Annotated in this window: 16 protein-coding genes; 7 read left to right on the forward strand and 9 right to left on the reverse strand. The window is 60.8% G+C overall.

Annotated elements, in window-relative coordinates; genetic code table 11:
- Window positions 1-39: 39 nt before the first annotated feature.
- Entirely contained in the window at window positions 40-702 is a 663-nt protein-coding gene (locus tag C1Y43_RS06380; RefSeq protein WP_104187500.1) for a TetR/AcrR family transcriptional regulator, read from the forward strand.
- A 1-nt stretch (window position 703) separates the two neighbouring features.
- Here C1Y43_RS06380 and C1Y43_RS23780 read toward each other — a convergent pair whose 3' ends face one another.
- The gene (locus C1Y43_RS23780; protein WP_021508969.1) at window positions 704-859 is read right to left on the reverse strand and encodes a hypothetical protein; all 156 of its coding nucleotides are present in this window, start codon (window positions 857-859) and stop codon (window positions 704-706) included.
- A gap of 183 nt (window positions 860-1,042) precedes the next feature.
- Between C1Y43_RS23780 and C1Y43_RS06385 the strand changes: the two genes are divergently transcribed.
- The 4 genes from C1Y43_RS06385 to C1Y43_RS06400 are packed head-to-tail and all read left to right on the forward strand — an operon-like array spanning window position 1,043 to window position 4,044.
- Window positions 1,043-1,609: a peroxiredoxin gene (locus tag C1Y43_RS06385; protein WP_021508968.1), complete on the forward strand. Its 567-nt coding sequence runs from the start codon at window positions 1,043-1,045 to the stop codon at window positions 1,607-1,609.
- 14 nt (window positions 1,610-1,623) lie between these two features.
- Window positions 1,624-2,853: a protein-disulfide reductase DsbD gene (locus C1Y43_RS06390; RefSeq protein ID WP_104187502.1), complete on the forward strand. Its 1,230-nt coding sequence runs from the start codon at window positions 1,624-1,626 to the stop codon at window positions 2,851-2,853.
- Window positions 2,854-2,870: 17 nt separating this feature from the next.
- Window positions 2,871-3,422, forward strand: coding sequence for a sigma-70 family RNA polymerase sigma factor (locus C1Y43_RS06395; protein WP_104187503.1), 552 nt, complete (start codon window positions 2,871-2,873; stop codon window positions 3,420-3,422).
- Window positions 3,415-4,044, forward strand: a complete 630-nt coding sequence (locus C1Y43_RS06400) for an NrsF family protein (RefSeq protein WP_104187505.1) — start codon at window positions 3,415-3,417, stop codon at window positions 4,042-4,044. Before C1Y43_RS06395 ends, C1Y43_RS06400 begins: the two co-directional genes overlap by 8 nt.
- A 21-nt stretch (window positions 4,045-4,065) precedes the next feature.
- On the opposite strand, the gene C1Y43_RS06405 is transcribed toward C1Y43_RS06400, so the two are convergent.
- The gene (locus C1Y43_RS06405; protein WP_104187507.1) at window positions 4,066-5,130 is read right to left on the reverse strand and encodes an SDR family oxidoreductase; all 1,065 of its coding nucleotides are present in this window, start codon (window positions 5,128-5,130) and stop codon (window positions 4,066-4,068) included.
- 100 nt (window positions 5,131-5,230) lie between these two features.
- Here C1Y43_RS06405 and C1Y43_RS06410 point away from each other — a divergent pair, with 100 nt between their 5' ends.
- Window positions 5,231-6,133 (forward strand): LysR family transcriptional regulator, encoded by a 903-nt coding sequence (locus tag C1Y43_RS06410; protein ID WP_104187508.1) that lies wholly within the window; start codon window positions 5,231-5,233, stop codon window positions 6,131-6,133.
- Between the two features lie 7 nt (window positions 6,134-6,140).
- On the opposite strand, the gene C1Y43_RS06415 is transcribed toward C1Y43_RS06410, so the two are convergent.
- The 7 genes from C1Y43_RS06415 to C1Y43_RS06445 all read right to left on the reverse strand — a co-directional run bounded on the left by C1Y43_RS06415 (window position 6,141) and on the right by C1Y43_RS06445 (window position 14,236).
- Window positions 6,141-6,791 carry a methionine ABC transporter permease gene (locus C1Y43_RS06415; protein WP_021508962.1) on the reverse strand — a complete coding sequence of 217 codons (651 nt, stop codon included), beginning with the start codon at window positions 6,789-6,791 and terminating at the stop codon, window positions 6,141-6,143.
- Window positions 6,775-7,872 carry a methionine ABC transporter ATP-binding protein gene (locus C1Y43_RS06420; RefSeq protein WP_104187510.1) on the reverse strand — a complete coding sequence of 366 codons (1,098 nt, stop codon included), beginning with the start codon at window positions 7,870-7,872 and terminating at the stop codon, window positions 6,775-6,777. The genes C1Y43_RS06415 and C1Y43_RS06420 overlap by 17 nt, the downstream gene beginning before the upstream one ends.
- Before the next feature lie 2 nt (window positions 7,873-7,874).
- Window positions 7,875-8,675, reverse strand: coding sequence for a MetQ/NlpA family ABC transporter substrate-binding protein (locus tag C1Y43_RS06425; RefSeq protein ID WP_168714982.1), 801 nt, complete (start codon window positions 8,673-8,675; stop codon window positions 7,875-7,877).
- A gap of 20 nt (window positions 8,676-8,695) precedes the next feature.
- Complete coding sequence (locus C1Y43_RS06430; protein ID WP_104187513.1) at window positions 8,696-10,057, reverse strand: LLM class flavin-dependent oxidoreductase; 1,362 nt, start codon at window positions 10,055-10,057, stop codon at window positions 8,696-8,698.
- Window positions 10,054-11,256, reverse strand: coding sequence for an SfnB family sulfur acquisition oxidoreductase (locus C1Y43_RS06435; RefSeq protein ID WP_104187515.1), 1,203 nt, complete (start codon window positions 11,254-11,256; stop codon window positions 10,054-10,056). The genes C1Y43_RS06430 and C1Y43_RS06435 overlap by 4 nt, the downstream gene beginning before the upstream one ends.
- Window positions 11,257-11,265: 9 nt before the next feature.
- Window positions 11,266-12,471 (reverse strand): SfnB family sulfur acquisition oxidoreductase, encoded by a 1,206-nt coding sequence (locus tag C1Y43_RS06440; protein ID WP_104187516.1) that lies wholly within the window; start codon window positions 12,469-12,471, stop codon window positions 11,266-11,268.
- A gap of 340 nt (window positions 12,472-12,811) precedes the next feature.
- The gene (locus tag C1Y43_RS06445) at window positions 12,812-14,236 is read right to left on the reverse strand and encodes a hypothetical protein (RefSeq protein ID WP_104187518.1); all 1,425 of its coding nucleotides are present in this window, start codon (window positions 14,234-14,236) and stop codon (window positions 12,812-12,814) included.
- Between the two features lie 184 nt (window positions 14,237-14,420).
- Here C1Y43_RS06445 and C1Y43_RS06450 point away from each other — a divergent pair, with 184 nt between their 5' ends.
- Window positions 14,421-15,308 (forward strand): alpha/beta hydrolase, encoded by an 888-nt coding sequence (locus tag C1Y43_RS06450; RefSeq protein ID WP_199189142.1) that lies wholly within the window; start codon window positions 14,421-14,423, stop codon window positions 15,306-15,308.
- Window positions 15,309-15,313: the final 5 nt, after the last annotated feature.

Here is a 15,313-nt window from a genome sequence, read left to right on the forward strand (position 1 = left end):
TTAAGCGAAGTCTGACACAAAACCCGTGAGTACGTAAAGATGACCGCACAAAAAGTGATGGAGAGCGAGACAGCGCCTTCTGATAAACCCCGCCGGCCGGGCCGTCCACGCGGCGGCGCAATCAATGCCCAGCAGCGCGAGCATCTGCTGGACATCACGCTCGCGCTGTATGCGCAAAACGGCATCGCGGAAACCTCGCTCAACGCCATAGCCCGTAAAGCCGGCGTCAGCCCGGCCATGCTGAATTACTATTTTCAGTCGCGCGAGTCACTGCTGGATACCGTGGTCGCGGAACGCTTTGTGCCATTACGGCAACGGCTGGAAGCGCATTTTGTCGAAGAGAATAGTGAACCTGTCGCTGCGATCAGCGGATTTATTAAAGAGTTCGCGGATATCGTGCTGAGTCATGACTGGTTCGCACCGCTGTGGCTGCAGGAAGTCGCCAGTGGTCAGGGGCTGGGCGGCACGCTGAAACAGCGTCACGGTCATGCCGGACGCGAACGGATTCGCGCGTTGCTGATTCAGTGGCAGCAGCAGGGATTACTGAACAACCAGCTGAATGTCGATGTGCTGATGACCTCAATTCTCAGCATGGTACTGGTGCCCTTTACCCGCTTTGCCCACGAGCCGGGCTTTGATACCGAAATGATTCTGCAGCACACCCTGAGCATGGTGTGCCACGGTATTCAGCCGCACAACTGAGTCAGGCGTCGTCGCCGTGGGTCAGCGTCTCCAGCTGCTGCCAGAAATCTTCCGGCACCGGCTGCACCCGGGGAGGCGGCTCGGCAATGTGCTGTTCAAGGGAGGCCAGCAGCTGCTGGGTTTCACTGTTCTGTTTATCGCAAGACGTTGAAGACATATCTAAAACCTAAAAAAACATCAGGCGATTATTGTAAGGATTTCACGCAAAGAATAAATAAACGAGACGGGAAAAAGGGATCTGCCCTGCTTTTTTTTGCCCTCCGCGCAACTTTTTACCGACTGCGGCGAACTGTCTGGCTGAACACCCCCAACCGGACCTCTTTCACCGCAGGAGCAGATCATGACAACTATCAGGCATCTCATCGCTACCCTCACCCTTGGCACCACGCTGAGCCTCGCCGCCTTCGCTGCCAGCGCGGCGCTGCCCGTCGGGGCCAAAGCACCTGACTTTGAACTTCAGGGCGCGCTGGCCGGCAAGCCGCTCACCTTCTCGCTGCAGCAGGCGCTGCAAAAAGGGCCGGTGGTGCTCTACTTCTTCCCGGCGGCCTTCAGCGCGGGTTGTACCATTGAGGCGCACGACTTCGCCGAAGCCACGGATGATTTCAAAAAAATGGGCGCCACGGTGATTGGCGTCACTGCCGGTAACACCGAGCAGATCAGCGATTTTTCTAAGCTGGAGTGTCGTGACAAATTCGCCGTGGCTGCCGATCCGGGTGCCAAAGTGGCCGCCGAATATAAAACGCTGATGCAGATAAAAGGCAAAACGCTGTCTGACCGCACCTCTTATGTGATTGCCCCCAACGGCAATATTCTGCTGAGTTATACCGACAGAAACCCGGATACCCATATCGAAAAAGCGCTGGCGGCGGTGAAAGAGTATGACGCTGCGCATCCGCAAGCGCAGTAAGTGAGAGGCCAGCCATGTTAACCGCGATGCTGGCCGCCTTTTTGGGCGGCATCATCCTCAACCTCATGCCGTGCGTCTTTCCGGTAATTTCGCTGAAAGCGCTTGGCCTGTTGCGCCATCAAAGCCAGGCTGCCAGCGCGCGCCGTGAAGGCCTTGGTTTCCTGCTCGGCGTGCTGGTGACCATGATGGCGCTGGCCGGTATTCTGCTGGCCGCGCGCGCGGGTGGTGCCGCGGTCGGCTGGGGCTTTCAGCTGCAGTCACCGCTGGTGATCGCCCTGCTGTCGCTGGTGATGCTGGCTGCCGCGCTTAACCTGCTTGGCGTCTTTGAGGTGGGACTAACGGTGCAGCGCGTCGGGGCCATCGACATTCAGCGCGGCGCTTTTTTGCGTTCCGCGCTGACCGGTGCACTGGCGATCATCGTAGCCACACCCTGCGCCGCGCCCTTTATGGCCAGCGCCATCGGCTACGCGCTGGTGCAGCCCCCTGCGGTTGCGCTGGTTATTTTCTTTGCGCTGGCGCTCGGCTTTGCCGCGCCGTTTACCCTGCTGTCGCTTTTCCCACCGCTGGCGCGATTTTTACCGCGCCCTGGCGTCTGGATGGATATCCTTAAGCGCGGGCTGGCCTTTCCCATGCTCGGTGCCTGGGCCTGGCTGGTGTGGATTCTGGCCCAGCAGGCGGGCAGCAGCGCGCTGGCTGTTGTGCTGGCCGCCTCGGTGGTGCTGGCGTTTGCCGGCTGGCTGTATGGCATGGCGCAGCAGCGCCGCTTTGCCGGAAAAGGGCACAAAGCGCTGTTCAGCGTCACGGCGATATTGCTGATTGCGGTGATCGCGCCGCTGCCGGGGCTGATCAAGCCAGGCGCGGCGCTGCAAGGCGATATACAGGCGCAAGTCAGCAAACAGACGTGGACGCCGCAGGCGGTGGCCGCTCAGCGCGGGCATGGCAAAGCAATTTTTGTCGATTTTACCGCATCATGGTGCATCACCTGTCAGGTGAACGAGAAGACCTCGCTGTCGACCCAGGCGGTGAAAACCGCACTGGCGAAAACCGGTACGCTGTACATGGTGGCAGACTCGACTAAATTTAACCCGGACGTTGATGACGTGATGAGTGAGTTTGGTCAGGGCGGTTTACCAATGTACCTGGTGTATCCGGCTGATGGCGGACCACCGAAAGTACTGCCGCAGGTGCTGACACCCGGCATCGTAGTGGATGCGTTAAACCAGGCGGCAGCGAAGAAGACGTAACGGCAACAAGGCAGCGTATGCACACAGGCGATAGCGCACGTGAAAACTGGCCCGGACTGATGGAATGCGCGCAGGCCGGGGATCAGTGTGCCTATACCCGGCTGCTGCGGGCGCTGGTGCCGGTGATACGCGCACAGGTGCGGCGCAGGCTGAGCGATGAAGCCTTAACGGAAGATGTGATTCAGGATGTGCTGCTCACGCTGCATCGCGTGCGCCATACCTACGATCCCGCTTACCCTTTTCTGCCCTGGCTGACGGCGATAGTCTCGGCGCGCGCGATTGATGCCCTGCGCCGCCGCGGCCGCCAGCAGCACTGTACGCTTGACGACGCTCAGGCCGCCGATCCCGCCAGCACGGCAGAACAGCAGCAGCTGGACACCCGGCAGGAGCTGGCGGGCTATCTCAGCCAGCTGCCGCTGCGTCAGCGTGAAATCGTTGAGCATGTTCATTTGCATGAAATGAGCCTGAACGAGGCGGCGGCACACCATAATCTGAGCGTATCGGCGGTGAAATCGCTGTTGCACCGCGCGCTCATCAATCTGCGCCGCTTTGGAGCAAACCATGACTGACCATCATTTGCTGATTGAAAAACTGGGGCGCGATCTGCGCCCGGTGAAACGCCCGCCGGCGACCGGAAAACGCGTGCTGGGCTGGCTGGCGCTGGCGCTACCGGCCGGCATCGCGGCCAGTTTGCTGGTGCCGCGCACCCTGACCGACTGGTCGCAGGCCGGCGCGATGCAGGCCGCGCTGCAACTGATGCTGGCTTTTATCCTCGGGCTGCTGGCGATGCGCAGCGCCTTTGAACTCAGCATTGCCGGCCGGCGCGGCATCAGCGCAAAGCTGCTGTTGCCGCCGGGCCTGCTGTGGCTGGGATTGAGCGCCAGCAGTCTGCTGCAGACGGCCGCGCCGCTGCAGCAGCACGACACGCTGCCGTGCTTTGTTTTCCTGCTGGTGGTGAGTCTGCCGATGCTGCTGCTGACCATCATCAGTCTGCGCCGGACGCGGACGCTCTATCCGTCCCGCAGTCTGGCCATGGCGGGCCTGGGCGTCGCCTGCATGGCGGTAAGCCTGCTGGCGTTCTGTCATCCGGTGCACCTGCATGCGCTGGATTTGCTGCAGCACCTGGCGGCCATCGTGAGCATCATCGTGCTGACCGTATTGCTTGGCCGGCGCTGGGTGCAGATCGCCTGACGACGCCGGCCAGTGACGCTATCAGGGAATGATGCGCTCCGCCCGCAGCCGGTCGAACAGCTGGGTGAAGGAATCCAGCGTGGCGCGATAGCCGGTAAAGCCGGCTTTACGGCTCTTGCTCATATCGGTAAACGCCTCCATCGGCCGTCCCAAATCCGCATCGGTGTGCCACCACGACGCCAGTTTATCGATGTCCGCTTCACGCAGCTGATAGCGCGCAGCGATTTCACGCCAGGCCGCTGCGGCTTCCTGCATGCGTCCTTCCAGCGGCATCATCTGCGCCGGATAGTCTGCAGCTTCAATACCGAAATAGTCTGCCAGACGCGGCCACAGCCAGTTCCAGCGAAACACATCGCCGTTCACCGCGTTGAAATCCTGATTGGCAGCCCCTTCAGCACGGGTCGCCCACAGCAGCTGTTCCGCCAGTAAACCGGCTTCGGTGACATCGGCCAGACCGTTCCACTGCTCCGGCGAGCCGGGAAAGATGAACGGCCAGCCTTTTTCACGGCACAGCGTGGCGTAAACGGCCAGCGTCTGCCCCATGTTCATAGCGTTACCCAATGCATAACCGATGATGGTGTGCGGACGGTGCACGCTCCAGCTGTAGCCATATTGCTCTGCGCCTGCAAACACTTCATCTTCCTGCGCATAGTAAAAGTTATCGACCGGCTGACGTCCCTGCTCTTCGCGGAACGGCGTCACCGGCACCGCACCTTTGCCATACGCTTCGAACGGACCAAGATAGTGCTTCAGCCCGGTCACCAGTGCCACATGCGCACCGTTCAGCCGCTCGCCGAGCGCGGCAATGACGTTATGCACCATGCCGCCGTTAACGCGAATGTTCTCTTTTTCATTCGCCTGGCGTGACCAGACGCTAAAGAACAGCGCATCCGGTTTTTCCTGCGCCAGCGCATTGCGCACCGCTTCTGCATCGGTCAGATCGGCCGTCAGACTGCGGCAGCCTTCCGGAATAGCACCGCGTCCGCGCGACAAACCGGTTACCTGCCAGCCCTCGCTTTGCAGCCTTTCCGCCAGCGCACGACCGATAACCCCGCTGATCCCCACGATTAACGCCTGTTTTTGCATTTCGAATCTCCTCTGTTGCAGTTATCCTTAGCGTAATAGAGAATTAAATTCTTAGCCGTGGCATTAATTCACATCATTCCTGAACTGGGTTCACTAATACATGCACGATCAGCGTCTGAAAGACATCGTTCCTTTTGTCGCCAGTGTTGAAAGCGGCAGTTTTGCCGCTGCCGCTGAGCGTCTGCACCTGACCGGTTCCGCCATCAGTAAAAGCGTGACGCGGCTGGAAGCGCGGCTCGGCTCACGCCTGCTGGAGCGCACCACCCGCAGCCTGACGCTCACCGACGCCGGCAGCGCCTATTACCAGACCTGCCTGCGCATTATGGAGGAGCTGGCGGAAGCCGAAGCGGTACTGGCGGCGCAGCGCACCATTCCTTCCGGGCGATTGCGGCTGGCAGTGCCGAATACCTATGGCCGGCTCGGCGTGATGCCGCTGCTGATTCCGTTCTGTCAGCAGCATCCGGATGTGGAACTCAGCCTGACCTTTTCCGATCGCTTTATTGATCTGTTTGATGAGGGCATTGATGTCGCGGTGCGCATCGGCGGTTCGCCCGATCTGCCCGCCTCGCTCGGCTGCCGGCCGATGGGCCGCGAACGTATGGTGTTTTGCGCCGCGCCGGACTATCTGGCGCGCGCAGGCAGACCGACCAGCGAGAGTGAGTTGCTGCAGCATCGGGCGATTCTGTACGAGCGCGTTGACGGCAGCACCAAGCCGTGGCTGTTCACCACGGAGGATGGACATCCGCACTGGCGTCAGGTGCCGTCTCGCATGGCGCTGGGTGACGTGGATGCACAAATGCAGGCGCTGTGCGCTGGCCTCGGGGTGGCGCAGATGCCGTCATGGCTGGTGCGTGACGCGCTGGCGAGCGGCGTGCTGGAAGTGATTGTGCCGCAGCAGCAGCCGGACGGTCTGCCACTGTCGGTGATTTGGCCGCGGCGCAAACAGCTGCTGCCGAAGGTCGACGCGCTGCTGGCGGCGCTTGACGGCCTGCAGATCAGGTAAAACGCCTTTAGCGATGGTTCAGGCGGCGCGACAGCCGGTCGCCACACAGCTGCAGCAGCGTGACCAGTGCCACCAGCACCACGATCACCGTGAGCATGACCTGCATATCGAAACGCTGGTAGCCGTAACGATAAGCCAGATCGCCCAGCCCGCCGGCGCCGATCGCACCGGCCATCGCCGAGGCATTAATCATCGTCACCAGCGTAATGGTAAAACCGCTGACGATGCCAGGCCGCGCTTCTGGCAGCAGCACGTGCCAGACAATATGCCAGCGCTGAAAGCCCATCGCCTGCGCCGCTTCCGTCAGCCCTTTATCCACTTCGCGCAGACTCACCTCCGCGATGCGGGCAAAAAACGGCGTCGCCGCCAGCGTCAGCGGCACCACGGCCGCCCAGACGCCGTAGGTAGTGCCGACAATCCAGCGGGTAAACGGGATCAGCGCCACCATCAGAATCAAAAACGGAATCGAGCGGAACAGGTTCACCAGCCAGCCCAGCAGCCGGTTGAGCAGCGGATTGGGGAACAGATCGCCGCGCCCGGTCACCACCAGAATCACCGCCATCGGTAAACCGATCAGCAGTGCCAGCAGCGACGACACGCCGACCATCAGCAGCGTATCCAGCAATCCCTGCCATAAACGATCAATAGCCAGTGACATAACCTGCAACCTCCAGTTGGTCCGCCAGCGGATGAAGCGCGGCAAGGGCTGCCGGCGCGTCGTGCCGGGCATTCAGCAGCAGTAACAGCTGGCCGGTGGGTTTGCGATCGACCCATTCAACCGCGCTATACAGTAGCGTCAGCTCGCCGCTGACCTGTGCGCTGATCGCCGCCAGATCCGGCTGCGCACCCTGCCCGCTGTAGCGCAGCCGCACCAGCAAACGCGAGTCCACGTCCTGACGTTGCGGCGTCAGCAGCGGCTGGATGGCCTCCGGCAGCGCGCCGAATTGCGGATTAAGCAACTGCCGCGTCGTCTCATGCTGCGGATCGCTGTACACCTGCCACACCGGACCGCGCTCAATGATTTCACCCTGATCGATCACCGCCACCTGGTGACACAGATCGTGCACCACGTCCATCTCATGGGTGATCAGCACAATAGTGATATAACGCTGCTGATTGATTTTTTTCAGCAGCGCGAGGATGGCGCGCGTGGTTTCCGGATCCAGCGCCGAGGTTGCTTCGTCGCACAGCAGCAGTTCCGGATCGTGCACCAGCGCGCGCGCAATGCCGACGCGCTGCTTCTGCCCGCCAGAGAGTTGCGCCGGCCAGGCATGCTGGCGCGCCTCCAGCCCAACCAGCGCCAGCAGCTCATCCACTTTTTGCCGCCGTTGCGCCGCCGGTATGCCGGCCACCTTCATCGGCAGTTCAATGTTTTGCCGCACCGTTTTAGCGGACAGTAAATTGAAGTGCTGAAAAATCATGCCGGTGCGGCGCCGCCACTGCACCAGCTGGCTGGCGCTCAGTGAACTGAGATCGATACCGTCAATCACCACCGCACCCTGCGTCGGATTTTCCAGCCGGTTCAGACAGCGGATCAGCGTCGATTTGCCCGCGCCGCTGCGGCCTATGATGCCAAAAATCTCGCCGCGTTTAACCTGCAGGTCGATGTGCTTCAGCGCATCCTGCGACTGGCCGTCATAGCGTTTGCTCAGCCCGCGGATCTGCACATGCGCACGGCCCGCGACCGGCGTCGTCGTGTGCAGCGCCGCCTGCTCGCCAGGAAGAGTCAGGCTGACCATGATTACTGGCTCCAGCCCGGCTGATACAGCTTGCCGTAGAACTCATCCAGCTTCGCGCGCACCACCGGCGAGTGCTGATAGATATCTACAAACTTTTTGAGACGCGGATCGTCCTGATGTCCGTCACGAATCACGAACTGAATCACATATTCCGGATGCTCAAGGCCATCAAATAACAGGGCCTTGTTGGGGTCGATGGTCTTCGACAAACGCAAATAGTGCGGATACCCCTGCGCCAGGTCGACCTCATCCAGCGAGCGCGACAGCTGCACCGCCTCCACTTCGATGATTTTCAGGTGTTTTGGATTGCTGGCGATATCATCCACGGTGGATTTCAGCCCGCTGCCCGGTTTTAACGTAATCAGCTGCGCTTTTTGCAACAGCAGCAATCCGCGCGCACCGTTAATTGGGTCATTGGCAATCGCCACCGTGCCGCCGTCCGGAATCTGATCGATTGCCGTGTGCTTCTTCGAATAGAGCCCGATGTTATTGATGATGGCGGGCGCATACGGCACCAGATGGAAACCGCCCTCGCGGTTGGCATTGTCAAGAAACGGCTTGTGCTGGAACAGGTTGACGTCAATGTCGCCATTTTCCACGCTCACGTTCGGCGCAGTCCAGTCGGTGAACTCCACCAGCTCGACCTGCAGTCCCTGCTTTTTCGCTTCAGCCACGGCGGTTTCCAGCGGCGGCGCGAAAGCCGCCGTGGTACCGACTTTGAGGGCGCCGCTGTAGTCACCGGCGGCAAACGCGCTGGCGGTAAATATTGCGGCGCTCAGCGCCACTAATGAGGCAAATTTCATCCTGATTTCCTGAGGTTAAATTAACGAACGTCAGCCGCAGGCCGCCAGCGCGCGGCCGGGTGGCGCGCGGGCAGACGATCCTGCTGCTGAAAAATTTTTTGCCGGAGCGATCCCGGCTGATAGGCGGTTTTGAAGCGGCCGCGCTGCTGAAGTTCCGGCACCACCAGCTCAATAAAATCGCGGTAGCTTTGCGGATTCAGGATGCGCGTCAGATTGAAGCCGTCAATTTCACCTTCATCAATCCAGCGGATCAACTGGTCGGCGACCTGAGACGGGTTGCCGACAATCACCGGATAGCGGCTACCGAGCGCATGCTGCTCCAGCAGTTGGCGACGCGTCCAACCGTTATAGGCTTTGCTCACCGATTCAATGGCGCGCGTGTCGCCGCTGTGAATCGGTTCATCGAGGCCAAACGCAGCGAGATCGACGCCAATTGAGCTGGAGAAGTGCGCAATGCCGGCTTCAGCACTGGCGTATTCCAGATAGCTGCGGTGCTTCTCCTGCGCTTCGCGTTCGCTGGCGGCGACGATCACGCTGACGCCCATAAAGATGCGTAAGTCGTCCGCCTGACGACCCGCCGCCACCGCCGCGTGGCGCAGACGCTGCGCCTGCTCGCGCAGCGCCGCCGGCGAGCTGGCATTCACGAAACTGCACTCGGCGTGCCGCGCAGCAAACGCCACGCCGCGCGCGGATGATCCTGCCTGGAACAGCAACGGCGTGCGCTGCGGCGAAGGGCTGCTCAGGTGATAGCCCTGCACCTGATAAAATTCGCCCTGATGATTAATCGCGTGAATCTTCTGCGCGTCGGCATACAGCCGGCGCTGTTTGTCGGCCAGCAACGCATCGTTCTGCCAGCTGCCTTCCCACAGCTGATAAGTGACATCAAGAAACTCATCGGCCTGGTCGTAGCGCCGATCGTGCGCCAGCAGTTGCTGCTGCCCCATGGCGCGCGCCGCGCTGTCGAGATAGCCGGTTACGATGTTCCAGCCGATGCGGCCGTTGGTCAGATGGTCGAGCGTCGACAGGCGGCGGGCAAAAGGATAAGGGGCTTCGTAGCTCAGATTGGCGGTCACGCCAAAGCCCAGATGCTGCGTCACGCTGGCCATGCCGGAAATCAGCATCAGCGGATCGTTCACCGGCAGCTGAATGGACTCGCGCGCCGTCAGGCCGATACCCTGCTGATATACATCGTAAACGCCGAGAATATCGGCAATGAACAGTCCGTCGAACAGGCCGCGCTCCAGCAGACGCGCTAAATCCAGCCAGTACGCCAGCGAATTGAACTCCACTGAGCGGTCCTGCGGATGGGTCCACATGCCATGGTGAATATGACCCACGCAGTTCATGTTAAAAGCATTGAGCAGAATCTGTTTGCGGCTCATAGCGTTCCCCGTCGCGGCGGCAGCACGCCGTTAAGCAAATAGTTGCCGATGACCGGATATTTCCAGCGTACCGGGTCATGCAGCGTGTGGGTACGCGCGTTGCGCCAGTGGCGATCGAGGTTGTGCTCGCGCAGGCTGGCGCGCGATCCGCCCAGCTCAAACAACAGATTGCCGGCTTCCAGCGCCACCTCAGTGGTCCAGGCACGCGCTTTCGCCACTTCAACCGATGCCAGCGCGACGTGCTCAGCACTCGGGTTGCGTTGGGCGACATCGACCGCCTCTCCGGCAACATCCAGCAACGCATCACCGGCGCTGAGTCGTGCGGCGAGCCGCCCGGTGCGATCCAGCGTCAGCGGATCGTCACAGGCTCGCTCGACGCCGCTGTCCGGCCACGGCCGCGCGCGCTGCTGCACAAAAGCCAGCATGTCGTTGAAGGCCGCGCGGGCAATGCCCTGGTCGATGGCCGCATGCATAATCTGGGCAAACGGTCCGACGGTGGTCGGCCGCTCAAACGCGCTGTGAAACGGCACCACATCGTCCGGCGCGATCGCCACATCACGAAACTGCACGCTGCCGCTGCCGGTGGTGCGCTGGCCGAAACCGCTCCAGTCATCAATCACCGTCACGCCCGGCTGATGGCGCGGCACAAACACCAGCTGTTCTTTGCCGTCATCGGCGATGGCCAGCGTCGGGATGCGGTCGGCAAACAGCGCCCCGGTGCAGTAAAATTTGTCGCCGTTGAGGCGCAGCCCGCTGGCGGTCTGGCTAAAGGCGGTGGTGCGCTGATGCGCCGCCGCAGAGCCGAACTCCGCCAGCGCGTTGCCATAGTGAACGCCCGCCAGCACTTCGTTGTACAGCCGCTGCTGCTGGGCGTCGCTGCCGTTAACGCGCAGCACTTCCAGCGCGTAGAAGTGGTTTTGTGGCACCTGACCGATTGATGCATCGGCAGCGCTGAGAATGACAAAAATCTGCGCCAGTTCTGCGCTGGAAATCTCAATGCCGCCCCACGCACGCGGCACGGTAATGGTGCCTAAGCCGGACTGGAAATAGTGCTGAAGTTCAGCATGTGGCAGCTCACGCTGCCGATCGCGCTGCGCTGCGCCGCTGCGAAAGCGTTCAGCCAGCTCCTCTGCCACCTGCAGGGCCTGCTGCGCACTACGGATACGTGCTGCCGGCTGTTTAGCGAAAACCTGCGTCATCATCGCTCCTTAAATCCACGCATGACGCGCGGGCAGAACATCATTGAGGTAATAGTTGCCGATGGCGTGCGTTTTCCAGCGCACCGGATCGTGCAACGTATGGGTGCGCGCGTTGCGCCAGTGGCGATCCAGCCCATGCTTCAGCAATGTGCCGCGGCTGCCGCTCCACTCCAGCAGCTTTTCGCTGGCTTTCAGCGCAATTTCGGTGGTCAGCACTTTGGCTTCTGCAACCGCGATGGAGGCGCGCGCGCAGTGCGCAGCGGTAAGCGCGTGCGGGTCAATGCTGTCCAGTACGCGCGCCGCACGCACCAGCAGCGCGTTGGCGGCGCTCAGTTCGGTGCTGATACGCCCGACATCGGCGAGAATGTAAGGGTCGTCTGCGTTGCGGCTCACGCCCGCGTCCACCCACGGACGCGAGCTGCTGTGAATAAACGCCAGCGCCTCATCCAGCGCGCCCTGGGCGATCCCGGCGTCAATTGCGGCCTGGATCAGCTGCGATACGGCACCGCGCAGTGTTGGTTTATCGGGGGACGGTAGCGCGATGGTCAAACCGGCATCGACCGCCACCTGCTGGAGCTTCACCGTGCCGCTGGCGGTGGTGCGCTGACCGATACCCGACCAGTCATCGATAATCTCCACCCCTGCCGCTGGCAGCGGAATGAACGCCATCACCGGCTGGCCCTCCTGCTGCGCGGTGGTCACCAGAATGTCGGCAAACAGTGCACCGGTTGAATAGAACTTTTCACCGCTGAGCCGTAAACCCTCCGGACCTGACACCAGCTGCGCCTGCACATCACGCGTGTGTTTGCTGTCCTTTTCCGGACCGCCGTTGCCGAGCCGCTGGCCCTGTACCACCGCGCTGAGCAGGCGCTGCTGCTGTTGCGCACTGCCTTCCCCCACGATGAACTGGATCAGCCCGAAGTGGTTTTGCGGAATCTGGCCAAGCGACGGATCGCTGGCGGAGATCAGGCGGAACACCTCCGCCACGGTACCAAACGACAAACCGCCGCCGCCAAACTGGCGCGGCACGCTGATACTGCCCAGCCCCAGCTGGGTGAACTGATCGAGCAGTTCACGCGGGTAGATGCGCTGTTGATCGCGCTCTACTGCGCCGGCCTTTGCCTGTTCCGCCAGATGGCGGGCGGCGTCGATTGCCGCCGCGTCAGACGTGATCACCGCCGCGCGCTGAAGTTGTTGAGTCCTGATTTGCGTCATCGCTGGATTCACTTTTTATTTAGCTGTGATTCACAGGCTCATTCTGCCAGGGCAGAGAGCCGTAACTTAATAACAGATTGAGCGCGATGATAATCAGCGGAAATAACAGCGGTAAAGAGCGCGGTTATGCTATATCCGGCAAACGGCATGCAGAAAGAGAATAAAGAATTTATCAGAGATAAGAAGGCGTTAGCGGGCGCGGAGATGCAGGGTTATTACGCTGAGTGATACGGGTGAATTATCTTAAGTATTAATTCCGCTATCGATAGTGATAAATGACATTATTGTTTTATTGCGCCATGGGCTGGCGCAATAAAGTGGGCATTACGTTATCCTGGTATTACGCCTGCGCCAGATACATCGCCGGGGAATAGTGGCGCGTCGATTCACTCTTCTCACTGTGCGGTGTACTGGTACTGTCGATCAGCTTCGCCAGCTGATAGGTCTTCACCGTTTCCTGCTGCGTCAGCTGCCGGGCGAAACGGGCGGTGAGGTTACCCTGCGCATCCTGCGTCACCTCAGTGGTGCTGCGCGTTTCATCGTGAATCTGGTGGTAGTGATAGTTTTGTGACTCTTTGGTTTCATTGAGCGCCAGCGGCGAACTGGCGCTTAGCGCGGTGTGAAAACTGGCGTTCAGCTTAAACAGGGTTTCCTGCGTCATGCGCTGCGTATCGCCGTTCTTCTGCTGGCTGCTGCGCTGCGCCACATCCAGAGCGAAAGTATCTTCTTCTTCCGGCTTCAGCGGATTGCTGGAGCGCGCCGTCTGGTGATAGCTGGCCGAGAAATCCGCCAGGCCGCTGATGGCACCGGCCTGCGCCGCATGCGCGCCTACGGTGATCGCCTGCGGGGTGCGCATCGCCACGCCGGCCGCCGCGCTGGTGCTGTTTAAGCTCTCGAAACCCTGCTTAAACAGTGCCAGCGCCGCGCGATCGCCGTGACCGCGCGAAGCGGCCTGATCAAATTTCGCGCTCCACTGCGCCAGGGCGCTCTGCTGCTGACCGGCGTTGCTGGCCTGCACCAGGCTGCGCATGTCCGTCGTCAGTTTGAAACTGGCGTCGGCATTATGGAAACCCAGCCAGCGTGAACCCGGGTCGGCATGCAGATTCAGCGACTGCATCACTTCGCCGCTGCGACGCAGGTCGGTTTTCAGATCAACGCTGGCCAGCTGGTTACTGTCAAAACTGAGCAGGTCACCGACATCCAGTTTACCGTTGCCGTTATCCAGCCCGCTCAGGGTTTTCTCCAGCGCGCCGGAAAGTTTGGCAATTGCCGCAGCTTCGTCATCGCTCAGCTTACCGTGAGTGGTTTTCAGTGCCACCGCTACGCCATCCTGCTGCCGCGTCATCTGCAGGGTGAGGCTAACGCCGGACTGAGTGGTAATCTCCAGCGCCACCGCGCTCTGCGTGTCAGTTTGCGCGCCGCCGCTGGCCGGTACGCTGATGGTGACATCGTCACGCTGCTGCGTCAGTGCGCTCAGCAACGCGCTGCCAATGCCGTTCATGCTGACGCCCGAGCTGCGCAGCGCCCCCATCGCCTGCGTCTGCATATCAGGCGAAAGAGGCGTGCTGGCGGTGACGCGCGCCGGCGTCATCTGGTACACCGCAGAGATGGCGTCGGTGGCTTCGCTAAAGGTAACTTTCGCTGAGGCGTCTGCCGTCAGACTATTTTGCCGGGTCGCATTGCTTGCCGTGCTGTTGGTCACGCGTGCGCTGGCGCTGCTGAGATGGAGCTGTGAGAAACTACCCGGTCCGATACCGTTAATCATCCTGACTATCCTCGCTGGTATTATACCGCTACGTTATCGGCGATCCTGACGAAATCTTTACACTTCCGCACGGCGCGTGACGGTGCAAAATGGTTGTTGAAATTAATAATCATTATCACTAATCTGTCTGGCGCTTTCGCTGTGACACGGAAGTAATTGACTCGCCAGCTAGTAAGGAAGCGCCATGATTTATCGCTTTATCATTCCGCTGTTCACCCTGCTGAACCTGCTGCTCAGCCCCGCTGTCGGTTTCGCCCGGCCTGATATGACGCCGCTCGGACCCAACATTGCCGACAAAGGCTCTGCCTGGTATCGCTTCACTGTTAACACGTTTGATTCCGTTGACGGCCAGCGCCACTACAAAGTGTGGACGGCGGTGCCACGTAAACCCGCACCGGCCAACGGTTACGCGGTGCTGTATATGCTGGATGGCAACGCGGTGATGAACCATCTCAGCGAAGCGCTGTTGCAGAAGCTGGCGGCAGGCAACCCGCCGGTGCTGGTGGCGATAGGCTATCAGACCCCGCTGCCGTTCGATCTCGCTGCGCGCACGCTGGATTACACCCCGCCACAACAGGTGCAGGATCGTCGCGGCAGGCCAGCCGGCGGCAGTACCGCATTCCGCCAGCTGCTGGAACAGACTATCGCGCCGCGTGCCGAACAGCATCTGCCGATCAATGCGCAGCAGCGTGCGCTGTGGGGCCACTCTTATGGCGGGCTGTTTGTGCTGGACAGCTATTTAACCTCCGGATTTTTCCAGCGCTATTTTGCCGCCAGTCCTTCTCTGCGCGGCGACGCAACGCTGTTGCAGCAGATGGCGGCGGTGACGCCCGCATCGTTTAAGCAGAAGCAGCTGATGCTGATGGAAGGCAACGGCGAATCCCGTTCTGGCGTCAGCGATGTGCTGAGCCGGATTCGCACCACCCTCGACGGCATGCAGGAGAACGGCCTGGCGGCTCGCTTCCAGCTGTTTCCCGGGCTCAGTCACGGCCAGATGTTTCCGGCTTCGCTGGAAAGCGCGCTGTCGACTATGGCGGAAGACGGTGCGCCGTCACGCGCACCGGATGAGTGAAAGGG

It is taken from the genome of Pantoea sp. ICBG 828 (genome assembly GCF_002928355.1).
GTDB classification, from domain to species: Bacteria; Pseudomonadota; Gammaproteobacteria; order Enterobacterales; family Enterobacteriaceae; genus Pantoea; species Pantoea dispersa.